General features: G+C 44.1%; 24 protein-coding genes. 4 read left to right on the forward strand and 20 right to left on the reverse strand.

Annotation, left to right across the window (positions count from 1 at the left end; all coding sequences use genetic code 11):
* Complete coding sequence (locus tag HBNXNv_RS05310) at positions 1-138, reverse strand: hypothetical protein (protein ID WP_347720637.1); 138 nt, start codon at positions 136-138, stop codon at positions 1-3.
* Positions 139-178: 40 nt separating this feature from the next.
* On the opposite strand from HBNXNv_RS05310, the gene fen reads away from it, so the two are divergent.
* Positions 179-1,210 carry a flap endonuclease-1 gene (fen, locus tag HBNXNv_RS05315; protein WP_347720638.1) on the forward strand — a complete coding sequence of 344 codons (1,032 nt, stop codon included), beginning with the start codon at positions 179-181 and terminating at the stop codon, positions 1,208-1,210.
* 1 nt (position 1,211) lies between these two features.
* On the opposite strand, the gene HBNXNv_RS05320 is transcribed toward fen, so the two are convergent.
* Complete coding sequence (locus HBNXNv_RS05320) at positions 1,212-2,945, reverse strand: coiled-coil domain-containing protein (protein WP_347720639.1); 1,734 nt, start codon at positions 2,943-2,945, stop codon at positions 1,212-1,214.
* 69 nt (positions 2,946-3,014) lie between these two features.
* Entirely contained in the window at positions 3,015-3,485 is a 471-nt protein-coding gene (locus tag HBNXNv_RS05325; RefSeq protein ID WP_347720640.1) for a coiled-coil domain-containing protein, read from the reverse strand.
* A 54-nt stretch (positions 3,486-3,539) separates the two neighbouring features.
* Between HBNXNv_RS05325 and gpmI the strand changes: the two genes are divergently transcribed.
* Entirely contained in the window at positions 3,540-4,988 is a 1,449-nt protein-coding gene (gene gpmI, locus HBNXNv_RS05330) for a 2,3-bisphosphoglycerate-independent phosphoglycerate mutase (RefSeq protein ID WP_347720641.1), read from the forward strand.
* Here the strand turns inward: gpmI and HBNXNv_RS05335 are convergent.
* The 16 genes from HBNXNv_RS05335 to HBNXNv_RS05410 all read right to left on the reverse strand — a co-directional run bounded on the left by HBNXNv_RS05335 (position 4,985) and on the right by HBNXNv_RS05410 (position 16,227).
* A complete protein-coding gene (locus HBNXNv_RS05335) occupies positions 4,985-5,242 on the reverse strand; it encodes a hypothetical protein (protein ID WP_347720642.1) in 258 nt (85 codons plus the stop codon). The genes gpmI and HBNXNv_RS05335 overlap by 4 nt on opposite strands.
* 14 nt (positions 5,243-5,256) lie before the next feature.
* A complete protein-coding gene (locus HBNXNv_RS05340) occupies positions 5,257-5,619 on the reverse strand; it encodes a hypothetical protein (protein ID WP_347720643.1) in 363 nt (120 codons plus the stop codon).
* A 98-nt stretch (positions 5,620-5,717) separates the two neighbouring features.
* Entirely contained in the window at positions 5,718-6,005 is a 288-nt protein-coding gene (gene albA / locus HBNXNv_RS05345; protein WP_347720644.1) for a DNA-binding protein Alba, read from the reverse strand.
* Between the two features lie 52 nt (positions 6,006-6,057).
* Positions 6,058-7,179, reverse strand: coding sequence for a hypothetical protein (locus tag HBNXNv_RS05350; protein WP_347720645.1), 1,122 nt, complete (start codon positions 7,177-7,179; stop codon positions 6,058-6,060).
* A complete protein-coding gene (locus tag HBNXNv_RS05355) occupies positions 7,169-7,723 on the reverse strand; it encodes a hypothetical protein (RefSeq protein ID WP_347720646.1) in 555 nt (184 codons plus the stop codon). The genes HBNXNv_RS05350 and HBNXNv_RS05355 overlap by 11 nt, the downstream gene beginning before the upstream one ends.
* Positions 7,701-8,306, reverse strand: coding sequence for a hypothetical protein (locus HBNXNv_RS05360; protein WP_347720647.1), 606 nt, complete (start codon positions 8,304-8,306; stop codon positions 7,701-7,703). Before HBNXNv_RS05360 ends, HBNXNv_RS05355 begins: the two co-directional genes overlap by 23 nt.
* Positions 8,307-8,732 (reverse strand): hypothetical protein, encoded by a 426-nt coding sequence (locus HBNXNv_RS05365; protein WP_347720648.1) that lies wholly within the window; start codon positions 8,730-8,732, stop codon positions 8,307-8,309.
* Between the two features lie 2 nt (positions 8,733-8,734).
* Positions 8,735-9,211: a hypothetical protein gene (locus tag HBNXNv_RS05370; protein ID WP_347720649.1), complete on the reverse strand. Its 477-nt coding sequence runs from the start codon at positions 9,209-9,211 to the stop codon at positions 8,735-8,737.
* Positions 9,204-9,440, reverse strand: a complete 237-nt coding sequence (locus tag HBNXNv_RS05375) for a hypothetical protein (RefSeq protein WP_347720650.1) — start codon at positions 9,438-9,440, stop codon at positions 9,204-9,206. The genes HBNXNv_RS05370 and HBNXNv_RS05375 overlap by 8 nt, the downstream gene beginning before the upstream one ends.
* Entirely contained in the window at positions 9,424-9,624 is a 201-nt protein-coding gene (locus tag HBNXNv_RS05380) for a hypothetical protein (protein ID WP_347720651.1), read from the reverse strand. Before HBNXNv_RS05380 ends, HBNXNv_RS05375 begins: the two co-directional genes overlap by 17 nt.
* Before the next feature lie 32 nt (positions 9,625-9,656).
* The gene (locus tag HBNXNv_RS05385; RefSeq protein WP_347720652.1) at positions 9,657-9,794 is read right to left on the reverse strand and encodes a hypothetical protein; all 138 of its coding nucleotides are present in this window, start codon (positions 9,792-9,794) and stop codon (positions 9,657-9,659) included.
* Positions 9,795-9,803: 9 nt separating this feature from the next.
* Positions 9,804-11,417, reverse strand: coding sequence for a hypothetical protein (locus HBNXNv_RS05390; RefSeq protein WP_347720653.1), 1,614 nt, complete (start codon positions 11,415-11,417; stop codon positions 9,804-9,806).
* The gene (locus tag HBNXNv_RS05395) at positions 11,411-11,638 is read right to left on the reverse strand and encodes a hypothetical protein (RefSeq protein ID WP_347720654.1); all 228 of its coding nucleotides are present in this window, start codon (positions 11,636-11,638) and stop codon (positions 11,411-11,413) included. The genes HBNXNv_RS05390 and HBNXNv_RS05395 overlap by 7 nt, the downstream gene beginning before the upstream one ends.
* A 23-nt stretch (positions 11,639-11,661) precedes the next feature.
* Positions 11,662-11,799, reverse strand: coding sequence for a hypothetical protein (locus HBNXNv_RS05400; RefSeq protein WP_347720655.1), 138 nt, complete (start codon positions 11,797-11,799; stop codon positions 11,662-11,664).
* Complete coding sequence (locus HBNXNv_RS05405) at positions 11,800-13,971, reverse strand: type II secretion system F family protein (RefSeq protein WP_347720656.1); 2,172 nt, start codon at positions 13,969-13,971, stop codon at positions 11,800-11,802.
* A gap of 3 nt (positions 13,972-13,974) precedes the next feature.
* Complete coding sequence (locus HBNXNv_RS05410) at positions 13,975-16,227, reverse strand: type II/IV secretion system ATPase subunit (protein ID WP_347720657.1); 2,253 nt, start codon at positions 16,225-16,227, stop codon at positions 13,975-13,977.
* Between the two features lie 40 nt (positions 16,228-16,267).
* On the opposite strand from HBNXNv_RS05410, the gene HBNXNv_RS05415 reads away from it, so the two are divergent.
* Complete coding sequence (locus HBNXNv_RS05415; RefSeq protein WP_347720658.1) at positions 16,268-16,699, forward strand: hypothetical protein; 432 nt, start codon at positions 16,268-16,270, stop codon at positions 16,697-16,699.
* A 44-nt stretch (positions 16,700-16,743) separates the two neighbouring features.
* Positions 16,744-17,673, forward strand: a complete 930-nt coding sequence (locus HBNXNv_RS05420; RefSeq protein WP_347720659.1) for a hypothetical protein — start codon at positions 16,744-16,746, stop codon at positions 17,671-17,673.
* Between the two features lie 46 nt (positions 17,674-17,719).
* On the opposite strand, the gene HBNXNv_RS05425 is transcribed toward HBNXNv_RS05420, so the two are convergent.
* Positions 17,720-18,220: a hypothetical protein gene (locus HBNXNv_RS05425; RefSeq protein ID WP_347720660.1), complete on the reverse strand. Its 501-nt coding sequence runs from the start codon at positions 18,218-18,220 to the stop codon at positions 17,720-17,722.
* Positions 18,221-18,226: the final 6 nt, after the last annotated feature.

Genomic DNA, 18,226 nt, shown 5'->3' on the forward strand with positions numbered 1-18,226 from the left:
CTATTCGAATGTTCTTTCTCCGCCGTTGCATACCGCGCAGCCATTCTCTTTCTTGTGTTCCTGACATACGTTAGCGCCGCATACCTCACAGCTTGTGACAGCTTTCTTTTTCTGGCAGTAGTCGCAGAGGCCTTCCATAGTTAGTGTTTAAACTTTGAAGATTAATTGGTTTTTTGTTATGGGAGTTAACCTTGGAGAACTGGTTGAGAGCGAGGAAATAAGTTTTGCAGATTTAAACGATAAAGAGATAGCGATCGATGCTATGAATACCTTGTACCAGTTTCTCTCTATTATCCGTCAGCGAGACGGTACTCCACTGAAGGATTCGTCCGGAGAAGTTACTTCTCATCTTTCAGGCCTCTTCTACAGAAACATTAATCTCCTTGACAATAATATCAGGCCTGTCTTCGTTTTTGACGGCGAGGCTCCTGATCTCAAGGAGAAAGAGACCACGCAGAGAAGGAAGAAGCGGGAAGAGGCCCGTGAGGAGTGGAAGAAGTTGAAGGATGAGGGCAAGGTTTCTGAGGCTTACAGTAAGGCCACTCAATCGAGTAAGTTGACTGGTGATATGATTAAGGAGTCGAAGAGGCTTCTTGATGCTATGGGTATTCCCTATGTTCAGGCTCCTAGCGAGGGCGAGGCCCAGACAGCTTACATGACTCATGAAGATTATCCTGGTAGTATCTATGCTGCGGGTTCTCAGGACTGGGATTCTCTGCTTTTTGGCGCTGAGAAGATGGTGAAGAATCTTACTACAAGAAAGACTCGGAAGACCTCTGGTGGAGGTAGAAAGGAGATTTCCACAGAGCTAATCAGGCTTGATAGTGTTCTTGAGCAGCTTGAAGTCTCTCAGGAAGAGCTGATCTGGATGGGAGTTCTGATGGGCACGGATTTCAACCCTGATGGAGTACATGGTATCGGGCCTAAGACCGCTCTAAAGCTTGTTAAAAAGTATAATTCCTGGGATAAGCTGTTTGAAGACGATAAGGTTGAGTGGGAGTCGGATAACGATCCGGAGACAATTATTGAGTTTTTCAAGAATCCTCCTGTTGAGGATATCGAGTATGAGTTCGGTGATCCTGATGAGGAGAAGATTAAGGAGATTCTCGTGGATGACCACGATTTCTCCGAAGATAGAGTAGAATCAGGCCTGAAAGACCTTTCCAACGCGTTGAGTTCGCGTCAGTCAGGCCTTGATAGCTTTACCTAGTTTACTGGCTTCTGTAGTCTTTCAGTATAAGCTCCATCATTTCTCCAAGTTCTTGGTATCCCTGTCTGATGTCTTCGATTGCTTCTTCCTGTCTTTCCATTTCGTTTACTATGGCCTCAATGTCCGACTGTTCTACTGCCTGATCTTCAAGTTGTGAGATTCTTTCTCTAAGTTTTGACGTTCTGGAGTTCTGTTTCTTCTCCACATTCTGAATCTTTCTTTCCAGGTTGCTGCCGCCCTTGCTCTGTGTCTTGGCTAATTTCTCTACATTTCTGTTCAGTGATTCAACAAGTTCTGCGAACCTGTCCTGATCTTCTTCGCTCTCTTCGTCCGCAGATTGGAGTTCCTGATATTCTTCTTCCGATAGAAGTTTGAGATTTGCTAGGTCGTCAAAGTCGTTGAAGATCCAGCTGAAATCCGCCACCATGCCTTTTAGCTGGTCAACTTCCTCTCTAAGTTTTGTAACATCCTGATCCTCGACTTCTTCCTCAATTTTTTCCAAGTTTGTCTTTACGTTTTCAAGATCTACTCTTAGTTCATCTACAGCATCTTGATCATCGGTTGACTGTGAAAGTTCGTCAAGTCTCTCAACCACATCATCTACTCTTTCTGAAATCTCTACTATGTCTTCTTCGAGGCCCTCTACTTCATTCTCTGATTCTGCTTCTTCCAGTCTTTCCTCAAGGTCTGAGAGTCTTTCTTTGAGCTCTTCGTTATCTGTGTTTTCCTCTACTTCCGATACTTTCTGCTCTATTTCCTCGCTGATCTCGGTCTTGAACTCCTCCAGGTCGTTCTTCAGTTCCTGAATTTCTTCGTCATCCTCATCTGCGACGTTCTCAACTCTTTCCTCCAGATCATGTAGCTGGTCCTCAAAATCATTATTTTTGAGTTCTTCAAGCTCTTCTCTGATTTCCTCTATTTCTTCTGAGAAGTCTTTGTCGGAAATCTGTTCTTCCAGTTCGTCAAGTCTTTCCTCAAGGCCTTCTACATCTGCTGATGAGGCCTCTTCCAATTTTTCTTCCAGATCTTCGATCTTTCTTTCATTATTATCTCTTATTTCATTGATGAGATCTGTTTTCTCTGCAATTCTGTCTTTTACTTCGTTTAATTCTGTCCTGAGTTCTTCAAGTTCTTTTTCATCTTCTATATCGGAGATTCTTGATCTGAGAGAATCAAATTTTTCTTCGAAGTTTTCCTCTATTTCTTCGACTTCCTCCTTTACTCCTTCATCTGTATCTTCATCTATCTGGGCCTCCAGTTCTTCTATAGTATCAAGTTCTTCTTCAAGTTCATCAATTTTTGATTCAAGGCCTTCTACTTCGTTGTCTGAGTTTACTTCTTCGAGGTGGGCCTCCATTTCCTCTATCCTCTGTTCTATTTTCTCGAATCTTTCGCTGTCGAAGTCCTGTTCTACTTCTTTTTCGGCCTCTTCGTCTTGGACCTCCTCTTCAGTTTCTTCATCTGCTTCTGATTCTTCTTCAGATTCATTGTCATCTTCTGCATCTTCTGTTTCTTTTTCTTCGTCTGAGGAGTCGCTTCCGTCGAAAAGTGTGTTGTCATCTTCTGTTTCTTCTTCCTGGCTTTCCACGTCTTCTTCGGCGTCTGAGCTGTCGAAAAGTGTTTCCTGGTTGTCTTCCTGTTCCTCTACTTCTTTCTCTTCTGTTTCCAGTAGTGTTTCCTCTTCTTCAGAATTGTCTTGTTCGTTGTCTCCTCCGAAAATTACGTCTTCAGCCATTTTGTTACCACTTAATACCTACAAGTGATCAAAAAGTTAAAAGCCTTTTTTAACCTGTCAAGAACAACATCAACCTACAGTTCTGGAGAGAGCTGTCTTAAGAATCTCTGATATACGTGCAACGTCCGCTCTGAGCTCGTCAAGCTCCTGTTCATTGTCATGCATCCTTCTCTCTAGCTGAGCGAATTCCTCGTCAAGGCCTTCCCATAGTTCGTCAAGTTTCTCATCTGACACTTCTTCGCCGCCAGAGGCCTCTTTGATTTCGTCAATTTCCTGTTTCAGATCCATTAATTCGCGTTCGAACTCGTTGATTCTTTCGGAAGTGCTTGAAGACTCTAACTTGTCTACTTCTGCTCTGATAGCTTCAACCTGTTCAGAGAGGTCTTTCTCCTGACCTTCGTTATTGAATACCTCTACTTCCAGTTCTTCCAATCTCTTGTTGAGTTCATTGAGCTTTCCATCGAGCGTGCTTCTGGAGACAGCGTCCATGTCGGAGAGGTTTCTCCTTACGTTCTCGATGTTTTGCTCGATTTCCTGCATAGAAACTGGTTTGTTGGCGTTGTTAATAAATTCAATCAACGCGAATATTCAGGTATGAAACCAGTACTTCTAGTGGTTATGGATGGAGTAGGCCTCAGGAAAGAGACCGAAGGCAATGCTTTCAAACAGGCGGACACACCAAATCTTGGAAAACTTATGGCTAGGAAAGGGTTCGCCAAGCTAGAGGCATCCGGCCCGGCTGTAGGACTGCCTGAAGGTTATACAGGCAACTCTGAGGTAGGCCATCTGCACCTAGGAGCTGGTCGAAGAATCGATCAACGACTCACCAGAATAAACAATGCTATTGAGAACGACGAACTTCGGGATAAAGAAGCTTTGAAAGAGGCCCTGGAGAGAGCTGAGGAAAATAATACTACTGTGCATTTTGCAGGGATTATCTCTGACGGCGGTATTCACGGCCATATCGATCATTTGAAGGCCTTGCTTGAGATCGCTTCGGAGTATGATGTTGATGTCAAAGTTCACTGCTTTACAGATGGAAGGGATGTTTCTCCGAAGTCTGCTGAGAAGTTTATTGAGATGATTGAATGCTGGACTTCCGAGTTTGGTGGTGAGATTGCTACCGTTATGGGCCGTTACTACTCTATGGATCGTGATCATAACTGGGATCGTACCTATAAGGCTTACAGAGCTATGGCTCTGGGAGAGGGCTTCGAGTTCTCTGATCCACGCGAGGCCCTGAAGGAGACCTATGATGACGGAGATTACGACTACTTTGTCATTCCTTCGATCGCGGAAAGTTATGAGGGTATGAGCGATGATGACGAGGTTGTTTTCTATAATTTCAGGGCTGATAGGGAGAGGCAGATCGAGGAGGAGCTTGTTGCAGATGTCGATCCCGATGACAACGAGGAACCTGTCCACCCTAATTTCACCTCAATGTTCCAGTACGAGCATGAGATCGACAACCCTGCTATCTTCGAGAAGAAGATTGTTGAGGGAACTCTTGGGGAGAAGATTGAGGAGGCTGGTCTTTCACAGCTGCGTGTAGCAGAATCTCAGAAAAGGCCTCACGTTACTTTCTTCTTCAATGGTCAGAGAGAGCTTGAGTTTGAGCACGAAGAGCGCCACTTTGTCGAGTCCGATAAAATCAAGGCCTATGATCAGAAGCCAGAGATGCATGCCGACGATATCTGTGATGTGGTGCTTGAGGCCCTGGATAAAGGTGAGAAGGACTTTATTTTGCTGAATTTTGCTAACTGCGACTTGGTAGGCCATACCGGAGATCTTGATGCAGCTATTACCGCTGTTGAGACTGTAGACAGAAATATTGGCCGTTTAGTTGAGAAAGTTCAGGATACCGAGTATTCAATGTTGATTACCGCTGATCATGGCAACTGCGAGAACATGGGTACAGAGGACAGCCCTAATACATCTCACAGCTTGAATCCTGTGCCTTTAATCGGCGTAGATATGGATAAAGAGTTGACTGATGGGGAAATATGGAAGGTTGAGAATATTCTGGAGGATCTGTTGCTCTAGCATGCAGGTGCCGATGGCCAGCTGTCAGTACATTCTGAGGCGGTATCAGTCTTGATTGTGGAGGCTCTTCCTGTGTCTCCTGCGCAGTAGGCGTCTTCCCACTTTGTTTTTTGAAGATCGCAGCGGGCATCGGTTGACTGGTTATCTGTGAAAGAAATAAAGTCAGTGGATTGGCCATTGAGCACGAAAAGAACTGCTAGAGCAGTTACCGTGATCACTGCTGCAGCCATTATGAGCTCAAGGACCATGTCCATTTTTTAATCAACTCTTAGCAAGAGTCCATTACTTGCCATCCGTTGGCACCGGAGTATTCAGGGTTGTCGCTTGTAACACATACTTCTGCGGATTGCCAGTCGCTAATACCGTTTGAAGTTGCATCGGCACCTCTAACTGTATCTGTTATTGGATTACCGTCGTTAGACAGACAGGTGCTCGGTAGCGAGAAGTCATCTCCCTGAACGCTGCCTGCAAGCTGGTTACTCATTGAGGTAGTACAGGCATTTGTGCTTGTACTGGATGCGAAGTTTCCTAGCGTTCCTTGAGTTGTGAATGTGAGGGCCATTGAGACCATCATTAGTACTGCTGCTGCAATTATTAGCCATAGAACCTGTGAAAGGCCTTTACGTTTCATAACTAACTTGTTGGTTAGGCCTGTATAAAAATACTTGGAAATTAGCTTCGCTTTGAAACAGAGATAAATAGAAAGAAAATAGAGAGTATATTTGCTCTCTAAGGCTGTGAGAGATCGATCTGGATGCTGGAAACGTTTAGCTGGTCTCCTTCATCTGTTTCGATTTCATCTGTTCCTATTGAGATGTCTTCGATTTCTGCGTCTTCAACGAACCTGTCTCTTACAATTTCAGCTACGTCTACTGCTCTGCTGATTGCTTTACCTCTTGCTTTGACGTGTACTGTTTCGTGGCCTTCGCTAAATTGAGTTACAACTGCTAGAACGTAACTCATTGCAGGCTTGGATCCTACGTATACTGTGTTGTCGTCTTCTTGTTCTTCTGGCACTAGTAATCACCTGTACTTATTATTGGAAGCTAGAAATTTAAATTAGATAGGTCTAGTCATCGGTGAAATCGTGGTTGTAAGGGTCGACTATGAATTCCATGTATCTTTTTCCAGAGTTAACAGGTACTTTTGAGAACTTATCCTTTAACACCAGCTTTAGATTTGATTTCTGCACAGTTAGAGTAACTTTAGCCTGATCTTCCCAGTCATAGCACGTGCCATTTGTGCTGGCGCAGCACGAGCCAACGTCATTTCTAGTCTTATGTGTTTGTTTAACGGAAAAATTGTTTGAAGTAGCGCCGTAGTCTAAATTCTGGCTAGGCCCTTTCAAGACTACTTCATCATACACCATATCTTTGTAATTTGTGCCAGAGGAAATCACGTTGTAGACCCCCTCATTAACTTTTTGGTTAGCGCTTGACAGAGCATTATCTTCCGCAGTTGAGAAATCACTGTGGCCTATAGAGCATTGTTTTGTGCTCTTGCCGACATATTTATCGACAGACTGCCAATTATCATAAATCTGATAAAGCGTTCTGTTAGCTTCTTCAGCCATTTTAAGATATCTGTTTCCAGTAGCATCGAATTCAAGATTTAGGAAAGAGTCATTTGCTTTGTACATTGTCTGTCCATCCGGCAGATCACAGTTAACCTGTATCGGGTTTGCGGCAAAAATATTGCCTTTTAGGGAGTAAGGATTTTCTTCGAACCAGACTCCAAGACTGTAGTCAGGCCTTTCACATCTTCCTGCCTGGCCGGAAGTTACCATATTGTTTAGATCCTGTTCTACCTCATTGTTTAGTTTGCAGCTTATTTCTCCTATTATTGGCAGCGTTGAACAGGTGTTTCCTGGTATTCTGTTGTATGGAATATTGTTTGAGCTGGATTTGTAGATTTCATAGTCCCAGTCCACGTTTGGGCCTCCTCCCTGTTTCGCCATCTCATAGGTATTCTGGTATGTAGTGTAGAGTGCTGCTGTTGGAACGTAGTTGTAGAAATATAGCTCTCCGTAGGCCTTGGTATCCGCCATTCTGTCTAGATCTTTTACAGATGTGTCCAGGTTGTCTGAGAAGTAGCTGTTTACTGGTAGGGACATCATTCCGAATACTAGAGAGAGCACTAGGAGGCCTACTGCTGCGAGTACTGCTGATGGTTCTCCTTTTCTATCGTACATTCAGTACACCTCCTGATTCGTAGTATATTGTGATTCTGCCTTGGCCTCCTTGAACTGCTATTGGGTAGCTTACTCTTGAATATTCTGATACCTGGCCTACACTCAGGACAGCTCCGTTCTGATCGTATAGCTGTACCATGTAAGGTTTGTTGCCGTAGCTATTGTTCATTACTGTTCCAATATAGTTAGAGATATCGGTTTCCGTGTCGTTGTAGTCTACTCTGGTACCGTTCAGCCATATATCTTCGCCAGGACTTGATGAAAGGAATTTAGATATGACTGTGTAGGCCTTTTGATCCTGGTATTTTCCGTACGTGACGCTGTCGGCTCTCCATAGCTTGTCAACCATTATCCTTGTGGCTGAGGTTCTGATCCGGATTTTTTCGGCGTTGAAGTTGACATTTTTATCGACATTGACGTTCTGTGTGTTTTCCGCCATTGCATTCAGTGAGAAAATGTAGATTGCTATCATTGTGACTATGATGAAGACCATGGTGAATCCTAGGGCCTCTATTAGGCCTTTACGAGGTTGGGTATGGGTCATAGACGTAGATTCTCACTGGGAGTTTTGAATGGTTTTTGTCGTTTCTTACTAGTAAAGCTGTGGATACTACTGCTCTCTGTCTTACTGCTGGATGCATTGAGATACATTTACTCCTCGTGGCCTGATTATTGGTACCATTAACTGTAACAGACTTGAAATCTTCATTTGCATCTCCTAGGCCATTCCCTTGAGGATCTACTGCCTCATTTTCAAGGATTCTTATACCGAAGGCAAAGTTTTGGCCATCGAGGCCTTCAACTTCTTCTATGTAGCAGTGGTCTGTTCGTCTAAATACATTGTATCCTATTCCGTTCGGCCCAGGGTTGTAGTTAGAGAAGTACTCAACAGGTATTACTCCTCTTCTTTGAGTGTACTCGTAGCCATAAAGATCCTCTGTATCTGCATCTAGAGACAGTATATTTTCTAGTACTATGGCCTTTCTGTAGTCTTCTGTCTGTGTTGCTTCGATGTTGTGATTTATCTGTGTTAGGCCTCCAAGGAAGAATGAAAATATTACCATTATACCCAGAAAAATCATTACTGCATATGCTATATAGGAGATTGAGTCAAGTTCAATAGCCATCTAGCTAGGGCACCCAGATTCATTTAGTATGAGGGTTGATTGTCCTGAGCGGTATTCTTTCTGAATACAGAGAGATCCGTTAACCGGTTCGTAAACAGATGGTGCTATTATATTGTCATAACTGATCATGTATGGTTCTATCTGACTGCTTCCAACAGATCCTGAGAAGTTGAGACTTAGATTATTGTCATTTTGATCATATTTTATCTGGTATCTTTCCATGCTAAGAGCTATGTGGCCTTCCGGTACCGTCTCCATGACCATCATGGCATTTATTACTCTCTCTGCCTGAAGATCTACGGCCTGGTGGCTTGTGTAGTCAACACTCTGTCCAGCCGAACCATTAGTCAAGACGATTAGAAGGCCCATCACCATTAGGCCTACCAGGCTAAGAATCATTGCTCCTGACACTCCTTTTCTTTTCATGACTAATTCTCTTGCACTTCAACAAGTACTGCAGGTTTTCCGTTAACCTCTGTATCGTAGGAAACCGTTACATTGTACGGTTCGCTCTTCTCAAATACATGGTGTAGCCGAGGCCCTGAATGGAACTGAATGTTGCAGCTGGCAATATAATCGCTTTCAGCCAGTAATGTGCTATCCTGAACTTTTGTCGCACGGAACTTTTGATCATTGTCTGGATCATCTTCCTCCGAAACAAGAGTGACATTCATCTTGGAGGAGAGCTGGAAGGTATTACTTCTCTGATCTGCCGAGCTTCCCTGAACACATACATTCCTTGTAGGTAGGAAGACCTGTTCCTCAAGTTTCTGTGCATCATTGCTAGTAGCGCTCATACCCAGAACATTTTGCAGAGATCCCACACCCACACTAATACTTGAAACCGTCGCCATCAATCCCAAGAGTGTAAATACCGTTGCAGATGCTGCAAGGCCTTTATGCATTTGCTGGTTCACCTCTGTCAGATTGATATGCTGTGTTCTTACAGAATTCCTCAGGGTTGTCCTGATGGGCATTTCTTCCTATACATCCGAGAAGATCAGATCTATTGTTTCCGGCCTCAGCTCCTTTGTTGCCAGAGTCTTTCACTATAGTGTTTGCTGCTCCAAAGAGTGCCGAAATCAGTATTACTGACAGTACTAAAGCTCCAACTACTTTAATTGCTGCGTGCATATCGGATACCTGAGATTATTGTTATTGATTTTATGAGAGAGGTGTTTGTTGCATTACCTCCGAAATCAACGAATCTGCCCGCGTAATTATTTGTAAGAACTCCGAGAACTGCGATTAGAATGATTACAAGCATGAATGCCATTACTATTGATAGACTGATTTCGAGGCCTTTCCGCGTTGACACATGGTTATTTTGTGAGAGCCTGTTAAAATAATCTAAGGGGTTGGATAGGTTACGTTTCCTGCGAAGTTGCCTGCCATTGAGTCAAACCACCCTGAGAAGCCCATGAATATGACTGAAACTATCATGACTACAAGTACGAGCATTGCTACTGTCTTTACTGATACTTCCATGTTGTCACCCTAGTTGATTCTGATATCATTTATTCTTATCACCGCGTCCTCTGTTGTTCCTGAGGCCCATGATTCCCATGCTTCTAGTTCTACCCGATTAAAGTCTCCGTTCATGTTCTTTGAGTGTTCCCAGACGACGTTTCCTGAGCTATCTGTCATCTCCCATTCTACATTAGTTCCTGTCTTTCTCAGAACGATCGTATACTCCTCGCCAGTCTGATAGTTTGCAACCACGCCATAACTATCTCCCGCGGTATCTCCTGGATGCTGGTATGGAGGATCGTTGTTTTCATTGCAAGTTCTGCAGTACATCCATAGTTCATCAGTTCCTGTCGCATCAGTGTTGATATTGGTTACTCTGTCATTAGATGAATCTATCACATCTATTCTGAAGTGGCCTCTCGTTTCGAAGTATACATCAAATTCAATTCTCTTCTGGCCGGAAGGAAGATTCCAGACCATCTGATCGTCTCCATAGGAGTCATCTGGCCTAAAGACGTTGGTTCCAGATTCTTCATACAAAACTCTATCGTTGTTAAAGTTGTAGCTGTCTGGGGGGCTGGTAAGCTGGTTTATTATGCGTTGATTTGGAGTCGGATTATTACTCAGAGTACAGCTGCTGTTCATATCAGTTATCTGTATCATGCCATACAAGTTATCCTCGTTGTCTCCAGTACTGAGCACGCCGAGCATATCTCCAGAGGCCTCACCTGCGTTATGTGGAGATCCTTTACGGGTTTCAATGTACCCTTCATCTCCAGGACAGATTAAAACTTCTACATAGTGATCCTGGCCATTATTGGTTACACTATTTTCATCTTTTGGGAATCCATTTTCTTCACCAGGTTTGGTTAGCCATGGACCATCATTGTACTCATCACAGTAGAGTCCATCATTCTCTCCACCATCTTGATATCTCTGCTCGATAGTCCTTCCGCCTCCTTCAGTATTAACTCGTGAACTTCCTCCTCCATTCTTGAAGAACAGGGTGAAGAAGCTGTAAGGCTTTTTGTTTATTATTTTCTGTCCATTCTGAGTAACAGCTTGAGAAGCATAACCATCTCCTACAACCGGTTTCCAGTCAGCACATCCAGGACCGAAAAGCCAGTCACTGTAGCCTGCTTTTCCATTCGGGCCATCTCCTGTAGAGACTCCTGCAAGGGTGGCTGCTGAGTTCGATCCGAATGCTAGGCCAGTCTTTAATCTAAATGGAGAGATAGAGGAGTTAATTTTGAATTTTATCCGGCCATACTTCCCCTCCATATCATTTCCGCTGCTGCTGTAGAGCTCTTGAGCGCCTTTTGCTAGGGTACTACCTGCTCCAGCACATGGAACCGCGCCGTCATCTGTGAGCGAGGTTGATCTTAAATCAGAAAAAGTCTCTCCTTCAATGTCATCGCAGCTCCAGGCGCGCCAATAATTGTACTTTAGAAGCTCTCCAAATGTCTCTTTATCATCTACTACAACCGTAGTGTTCACGTTTGTGAACCTCTCAGCTTCTCTGAATCCTTCTCCTACTTTAGCTCCTAGAGGCCCAAACATTGCTCCGGATATTACTGCTGCCACCAGAACTGTAAGCATTATTTCTCCGAGGCCTGCTTCTAGTGCTCCTTTTCTTAGCATATGCTACCATCTGTTGCGTCCGCTACTACACTTGAAATTGCCTTCATGTATGGGCTCTGGCAGCTGCTGGTGGTTTCTGCGCCGAAAAGTGCTGGCAGAAGATATGGCATGACTAAGGCCCCGAAGGCTATTGAGAGGAATAGAGCCATTATTATTCTCATGCTCCAGCCCATTCCTTTGCTTTTAGCGTAAAAGTTGAGGGTTTTGAGAAAAGTCTTCATGTTAGAGAGTTGTGTTCTGTTGTTTATAGTAATTTTTCAATAATTCCTGTGACCACGTTGTCGATTCCCTGGCTTACTGCTCCGATAATTGCGGCGGCTGCAATCACGGCAACACCCATCAGTACTAGCTCCTGTGTTGAAAACTCTCCTTTTCTCTTCATTTAGCCTGCCACCTGTGTAACGGATCCTACCATGCCTCCAAATAGCATTCCTACGATTATAAGAGTCATCGTATAGAAGAACATTCCCGAGATCATTATTTTTCCTATGAAGAGGTTCTTGTATGTAGGATCCTCTCCCTTCTTGATCTTCGTGAAGAAACTTCCCAGTATGTAAAGAAGCTGGATTAGATATACTCCTACTACAAACTGCAGTAGCTCTGGAGGAATAGCTGAATCGAAACCAGATATTACTCCCCCAAGGCCTGCTGAGGCTCCCGGCTGGTTTCCGATCTCGGATTCTGTTACCGATTTTGAAAGAGTTGTCATGGCCGTAATGATTGTCTGAGACATGCCTACTGCAACCCCTGAAACTACTGGTGCCAGCAAGTATGCCAGCATCTGTATAGTTGTTGTAGTATCTTCCATCAGGTCGTTAAGCTGCTCCTGAGTCTTGTGAATATTCTTCAAGTATTTTGAAATTGTAAGCATTGCTGTAGAGGCCATATTGGTTCCTTTTCTGGAGGATTCGATGATGGCCTTCATTACTGTTCTTATCATCTGACTTGGGAACTGTCTCAGTGCGCCGTAACGGTCATCCATTATGGATTGTTCAAAGGTCATGCCCATGTCTTTGACGTTTTCTGAGGCCTTTCCAAACAGATTAGATATCTCAAGTTCTGAAGTAGCCTCTGCAGCTTCCTGTAGTGCAATTTCTACTGGTGTTCCCCCTGAAATCTTGTTTCCTAGTTCGAATAGTGCGTTTGGGAACTGGTCTTCTATTTTGGAGAGGTTTTTTTCAGCTTCTCTTCGTTCAAGATTTCCAAGCGTTTTTACGGCCCCTATTCCTACTCCGAGGCCGAAAATTATGGACACGCTTCTCATAAGCATCGGTAGTGGATCTAGTGCTCCTCCAGACTGTAGGTATATTGAGGGAACCTGACTCACGCTGAAGTCTCCTGCAGGGTAGAGAAGTAGTAGGCCTTCTCCAGCTCCTAGTGTAGATAGGTATCCTACTACGCCATATGTGGCGAAGAAGAAGAATATTATTATTCCTACAGGCCATACTGGCGCTCTTATTGTCTTTCCTAGTACATCAAAGGTGTATTTTCCTCTTTCTGGCAGTGTTGAGTCATCTACCGGTTTGGTTGCTACTGTTGGCGGCCTTGAGCTGAGCACTCTTTTCATGAACCAGTAGAGGAATGTTGGCAGGAGCACGTTGAAGAGTAGGAAAAGGTGCATAGGTGTGATGGCGTCTCCCATGAATACGGAGATAAGCGGGAGCATGATCATACCAAGTACCGGAAGCATGGCTCCCATCGCGTTCAGGATCATGACAGGAGTCTCCAAGTTCTGCGCATAGTGTTTCATTTTCTCCTGTGTTCCGTCCAGAATGTTGTCGATCGAGTCCTGAAGCATAGATTCTCTTCTCTGTGGATCAGGCTGATTCATCGCAGAACGAAGAAGATTCAGCGATTCGAGGAAGTCATCGTTGTAGTCCTTCCATCTTCTTGTGTAATTTTCAAGCGCACCATCAATCTTGTTGTACTTCCCTATCTCCAGATTCCATAGTACTGATTTCAGATCGTCCGAGATCGGGCCTTCCAGGTTAAGTGCTGCGAAACGAACTGCTCCCTCCAGATTAGGAGAGCTTCTCATGTATACTACCATGTACAGAATTGCAAGAATCATTTCTCCACTGCTTTCTATTAACTTGGACTGCGCTGCGTACTTGGGCTTGTAGTATGTATAGGCTCCCGCTATCATCGGAGCAGTCATCATTATCATCATGATCGATATAGGGATGAGGCCTCCCAGAACCAGAGTGTTAATCATGAAAAGCATCATCCAGGCCATGAAAGAAAGCAGGAAGACCCCTACTGTTGCAGACATAACCATTCCTGGCGTTATATCCCATCCAAGAAGATTGATAGGTGGCGTCAGTTTTTTGTGAGTCTGCTCTCCGGCCTTCATGTTAAATACGTTTGCCATTTCATAGCAGAGCTTCTCATAACTATTTCTCTCCTGTGATCTCTCTTCATCTTCCTTGTAGTCCTTGTAAGAACGCGAATATCCTTGGCCTCCATCTTGATTGTTGTATGGAGGCATACTTACGTCTCTATCTAGATCATCTAGTATTTCATTTATCTTGTCCTGTTTTTCGTTCTTATCCAAGCATTACACCTGCTGTTGCAGCCATTCATCCCATCTTGCAAATATCCTATCATTATCTAGATCCCCGTATTCTTCTCTAACGCGCTGTGAAAGTATGTGATAGCGCTGATTGGCTTTTACAACAAAGTCGGCCTCCAGAAGTTGTTTATCGCTTTCCTGATTGGCCTCTACAAGTCTCTCCTTTATCTGCTGTCTTAGCTTGATATTGTCCCAGACCGCTTCCCAGTCGTTCTTCCATTCCTTGATATTTTCAGCGATCCTGTTCAGAATCAGTGACTCGCCGTTCATCAGTTCATCGGTGGGAACTAGCTCATCTTTATTGCTGTCATATCTCATCAGATCGACAAACGCGTTTTCATCTTGAGGATCCTCCTGCCAGTCCTTCCTCACCTCGGTAATGCCAGTAACCCTACGGTATGTGTCCATACCGTCGGGACTTCTGATCTTATTCACACTGACAATAATGTCTGTAGCCTTGAAAGAAGTTCTTGGAACATTAAGATCGTTTACAACACGGTCAAAAACAGAGTATGCATCTTCGCCGTGAATCGTACCTCCTACGAAGTTTGCAACAGCTCCAACACGCATGGCCTCGTAAAGAGCCTTTGCCTCATCAGAACGGACCTCTCCAACAACAAGAGCAGAGTCTCCTAGCCGTAGTGAGGTTCTAATTGCCTCATCCGCTGCCATCTCATTCTCAACCTGCGTAATAGCAGATCTGGACTTCATACGCTCGACATTGTAACCTAGATCCTTCATCTGAGGAATAGGCAGCTCAAGCGTATCCTCAACAGTCACAATCCTGTGACTCTTCATAATCTCAAGCATAGAGGCCCCAAGAATCGAGGACTTACCAGCGCCACGAGTACCTGCAAACAGAACCGAGCGATTCCCGTCAACAAGGAAGGATATCAGGGCCGCGCCAAGAGAGTTTATCATACCATTATTCATGAAAAGAGGTAGTGTCCAAGCCTTTGAACGGTGTCTTCTGAACGCGAACGCAAGGCCTTCTGGCGAAAGATTTTCCTGTATAACTGCTACACGGGCTCGGCCTCCAGGAACCTCAGCCTCAGTATCCAGTACCGGATTGGCCTCGTCAAGAGGTCTTCCTGATCTGATTCTGAATCTTGTGGCCCATGACTCTGCCTCGTCCTTTGTAGGTATTAAGTTTGTCTCACATTCCCCGTACTCCTGATGGGAGATATACATCGGAGAATCTCCTATCGGAGAGTTAATGTAGACGTCCTGGATTTTTGGATCAGCTAATAGAAGCTCCAAGACACCAAGGCCTGAAGTATACCGGTTAAGAATTGAACCTAGCTCTTCTAGCTCTTCTAGAGATAAATCAACACCCATCTGATTTGCTATATCTCTGAGCATGTCCTTCCCGATATTCTGGAATACCTCATTCATTCTCTCAGGCCTGGCAAATTCTCCTTCTTCAGGTTGGTGAGAGGCCATGTATCTTCTTGCTGCATCCAGCAATGTGTATTTCTGCTCTGACAGATTGAATTCCGGAGGATTGACATGGTATACAGGCCTTGTCTGATCGGGCACCCTATATATAGAAACTTCTATGTTGTCTCTGACCTTGTACCGGTCTACTTCCTCTCCTCTTTCTGGAGGAAGACTCATGTACTTTGTAAGCATGAAGTTAGGCCTTACAAGAGGGTGGAAGAACTCTCTGTAGATTTCTCGGTCTCCTACATGGTGGCCTGTAAGATACTGTTGTGCATCCTGTATTAGCTGGCATTCCTCTATTCTGTCAATTACAGGATTGAGAACATCTTGTATAAAGTATTTCAGACATCTCTGCTGCTCAGGATATGCATTTTGCCTGTCCTGATTTAGATGTCTTTTCTTACGAGTAAGCTGGACATAGGCCCCGATAGGATCTTTTCTCATCTGGTCGAAAACACTTTCCTGTACGTCAGGAAGATGCTGACTGTATACTGTATCGCATTTATCTGTCTTTACGTTCTGAGAAAGGTGGCCCTGCGAGGATATATCCTGTATTACCTGTGAGATTTCTCTAAGGTATTTTACCTGTTGTTCATCGTATTCGTAGTCTCTCGACTCGGATAGAACTACCGATGATGCATCAGGAACTTCCTGCAAGATGTTTATTACTCGGGACATGACCTGAGGATAGTCCTCGAGGCTTGCACCGTAGATTGAGCCCAGCGTGTTTACCTCTACAGTGCCTGATTCTTCATCATAGTCGTATTCGAAAACATCTTTGTCTGTTACAGTCATACCCAGCATTATTATTGGCGCGTTTCTAAAATAAAAGTGAATGCCTCAGCAAGACATTGTAAATCAGTTAGTAGATAGGGTCAACGACTTTAACAGAAGGATCCGTGATCTGGAGGAGAAAGTTAGGAACATCAACGCCCGCGTCAACACTCTTGACGACAGCCTGCTTAAGAAGACCAAGTCTTTGAGCAGCGATGTTCAGGATATCAACGATGATATGAGCGAGATTAGAGATAGGATAGCCAATCTTGAGGTAGATATTAAGGAGATTAATAGAGAGAAACGTAAATTTGTAACTTCTCAGGAAATAGAGGAGATTGAGAACTACATGGATTTAATGAATCCAATCAACTCCTCTTTCATGACTGAGAAGGAGGTTAAATCTCTTCTCAAGAAGCAGGAGACTGATGGAGGCCTGAGTAGGAAAGAGGTAGAGCAAATCGTAGAGAAAAAGCTCCGCGACCAGGATTAATTGTTTATAAACCAGAAGGCGTATTATATTTGTAGGCGAGCCGTATGGAATTCAAATTATTCGATAGACTAAAAGATGAAGATGGACAGTCCGACTCCAACTCCGGTAACGGAGGTATGGGAGGAGGCTTTGGCGGCTCAAATTCCGGTAATTCTCAGGCAAGTTCTTTTGGAGGTAATGGAGTAGAGAGAAGAGTTTCAGACATGTTTAATCAGGGCTACTCTGAGAAAGAGATCAAGGACGAACTTCAGGGCCAGTTTTCTCAGACAGAAATTGAGAGAGCAATCAATAATGCAGTGAAAAGCTCTGCAACTGGAAATAATAGTAGTAGCGGGTCCAGTGGTGGGCCTCAGCCGATGACACCGTATAAAAGCGATAGCGGTGAGGAAGCGATAAGCCCTATGGACGAAGGTTTCGATGGTGGAGATGATAATCAGATGAATCAGGATAACGGTCAACAGCAAGGTATGCAGCAGAATCAAGGTTTTAACCAGCAAAATAATACTCAACAACAGCAGCAGGTACAGCAGCCTCAACAGCAACAGCAGGGAGGCCAGCAAGTTAATCCTTCTCAGGGTTCTGTTAATCCCGAGATTGAGGAGTTGATTGAAACAATTGTTTCAGAAAACTTCCAGATGGTTGAACAGAGATTTGACGACATATTTGAGGAAATCGATATTCTTGCAGACAAGGTAGATGAACTGGAAGACCGAGTTGAGGAACTGGAGATCAGAGATGATGAGGATCAGGAACAGTTCCTCCAGAAAGTAGATGAGGTAGAGGACCACATCGATTCCTATGAGTCAAGGATTGGAGGTCTGGAGAAGGCCTTCCAGCAGGTCTTGCCATCGCTTGTTGACAATGTCCGCGATCTCACAAGTCTTGTCCAGGAGATTAAACAGGAGAGAGGTATTGAGACAGATACCAACGTCTCTCAACAAGACATGGATAAAATGGACATTGACAACTGGTAAAGGCCTATTATCATATTTCTTCTTTAATTCAATCAGTAACTAGAAATTAGAAGTCCTGTGTTGTAAACAGGACAATTATTATGACAAATATCAGCGACAGTATTGGCATTATCACTTCATCAAACAGATTCTGGCCTTCTCCAATCAGTGATGCTGCGCCACCGCCGTAACCTACCAGGATGCTGACGAATGCTACAATACCGATCACTCCTGCAAATATCCATGGTAGCGACCAGGCATCGCCCATTTCATTTACATCGTAGCCTGCTACTGCGAACAGTATAAGTAGGGACAGCAAGCCGAATATTCCGAATGCTATTGCTGATGCAAAGTGTGTCCACATTCCTGCTGGTGCAAAAGCGGTGACACCAATAACGGAAAGGAAAGCAAATGAGAGTGCGACTACTCCGTTGACCTGTGTCTCTTCGCTGATTACTTCGTATTTATTGAGCAGGCCGTAACTGACCGAGAATATGAGGAGCCAGGGTAGGAATAGGTTGAATCCCATTTCCTGCATTGTCAGTATGACTTGCTCAATTGCTCCCATTATTCA

The sequence above is a fragment of the Candidatus Nanohalovita haloferacivicina genome (assembly GCF_029232205.1).
Lineage (GTDB): Archaea > Nanohalarchaeota > Nanosalinia > Nanosalinales > Nanosalinaceae > Nanohalovita > Nanohalovita haloferacivicina.

Excerpts from the sequence above, each read along its gene's own strand:
- HBNXNv_RS05310 (WP_347720637.1), bottom strand. The coding sequence starts at position 138 with ATGGAAGGCCTCTGCGACTACTGCCAGAAAAAGAAAGCTGTCACAAGC.
- fen (WP_347720638.1), top strand. The coding sequence starts at position 179 with ATGGGAGTTAACCTTGGAGAACTGGTTGAGAGCGAGGAAATAAGTTTT.
- HBNXNv_RS05320 (WP_347720639.1), bottom strand. The coding sequence starts at position 2,945 with ATGGCTGAAGACGTAATTTTCGGAGGAGACAACGAACAAGACAATTCT.
- HBNXNv_RS05325 (WP_347720640.1), bottom strand. The coding sequence starts at position 3,485 with ATGCAGGAAATCGAGCAAAACATCGAGAACGTAAGGAGAAACCTCTCC.
- gpmI (WP_347720641.1), top strand. The coding sequence starts at position 3,540 with ATGAAACCAGTACTTCTAGTGGTTATGGATGGAGTAGGCCTCAGGAAA.
- HBNXNv_RS05335 (WP_347720642.1), bottom strand. The coding sequence starts at position 5,242 with ATGGACATGGTCCTTGAGCTCATAATGGCTGCAGCAGTGATCACGGTA.
- HBNXNv_RS05340 (WP_347720643.1), bottom strand. The coding sequence starts at position 5,619 with ATGAAACGTAAAGGCCTTTCACAGGTTCTATGGCTAATAATTGCAGCA.
- HBNXNv_RS05350 (WP_347720645.1), bottom strand. The coding sequence starts at position 7,179 with ATGTACGATAGAAAAGGAGAACCATCAGCAGTACTCGCAGCAGTAGGC.
- HBNXNv_RS05355 (WP_347720646.1), bottom strand. The coding sequence starts at position 7,723 with ATGACCCATACCCAACCTCGTAAAGGCCTAATAGAGGCCCTAGGATTC.
- HBNXNv_RS05360 (WP_347720647.1), bottom strand. The coding sequence starts at position 8,306 with ATGGCTATTGAACTTGACTCAATCTCCTATATAGCATATGCAGTAATG.
- HBNXNv_RS05365 (WP_347720648.1), bottom strand. The coding sequence starts at position 8,732 with ATGAAAAGAAAAGGAGTGTCAGGAGCAATGATTCTTAGCCTGGTAGGC.
- HBNXNv_RS05370 (WP_347720649.1), bottom strand. The coding sequence starts at position 9,211 with ATGCATAAAGGCCTTGCAGCATCTGCAACGGTATTTACACTCTTGGGA.
- HBNXNv_RS05375 (WP_347720650.1), bottom strand. The coding sequence starts at position 9,440 with ATGCACGCAGCAATTAAAGTAGTTGGAGCTTTAGTACTGTCAGTAATA.
- HBNXNv_RS05385 (WP_347720652.1), bottom strand. The coding sequence starts at position 9,794 with ATGGAAGTATCAGTAAAGACAGTAGCAATGCTCGTACTTGTAGTCATG.
- HBNXNv_RS05390 (WP_347720653.1), bottom strand. The coding sequence starts at position 11,417 with ATGCTAAGAAAAGGAGCACTAGAAGCAGGCCTCGGAGAAATAATGCTT.
- HBNXNv_RS05395 (WP_347720654.1), bottom strand. The coding sequence starts at position 11,638 with ATGAAGACTTTTCTCAAAACCCTCAACTTTTACGCTAAAAGCAAAGGA.
- HBNXNv_RS05400 (WP_347720655.1), bottom strand. The coding sequence starts at position 11,799 with ATGAAGAGAAAAGGAGAGTTTTCAACACAGGAGCTAGTACTGATGGGT.
- HBNXNv_RS05410 (WP_347720657.1), bottom strand. The coding sequence starts at position 16,227 with ATGACTGTAACAGACAAAGATGTTTTCGAATACGACTATGATGAAGAA.
- HBNXNv_RS05415 (WP_347720658.1), top strand. The coding sequence starts at position 16,268 with ATGCCTCAGCAAGACATTGTAAATCAGTTAGTAGATAGGGTCAACGAC.
- HBNXNv_RS05420 (WP_347720659.1), top strand. The coding sequence starts at position 16,744 with ATGGAATTCAAATTATTCGATAGACTAAAAGATGAAGATGGACAGTCC.
- HBNXNv_RS05425 (WP_347720660.1), bottom strand. The coding sequence starts at position 18,220 with ATGGGAGCAATTGAGCAAGTCATACTGACAATGCAGGAAATGGGATTC.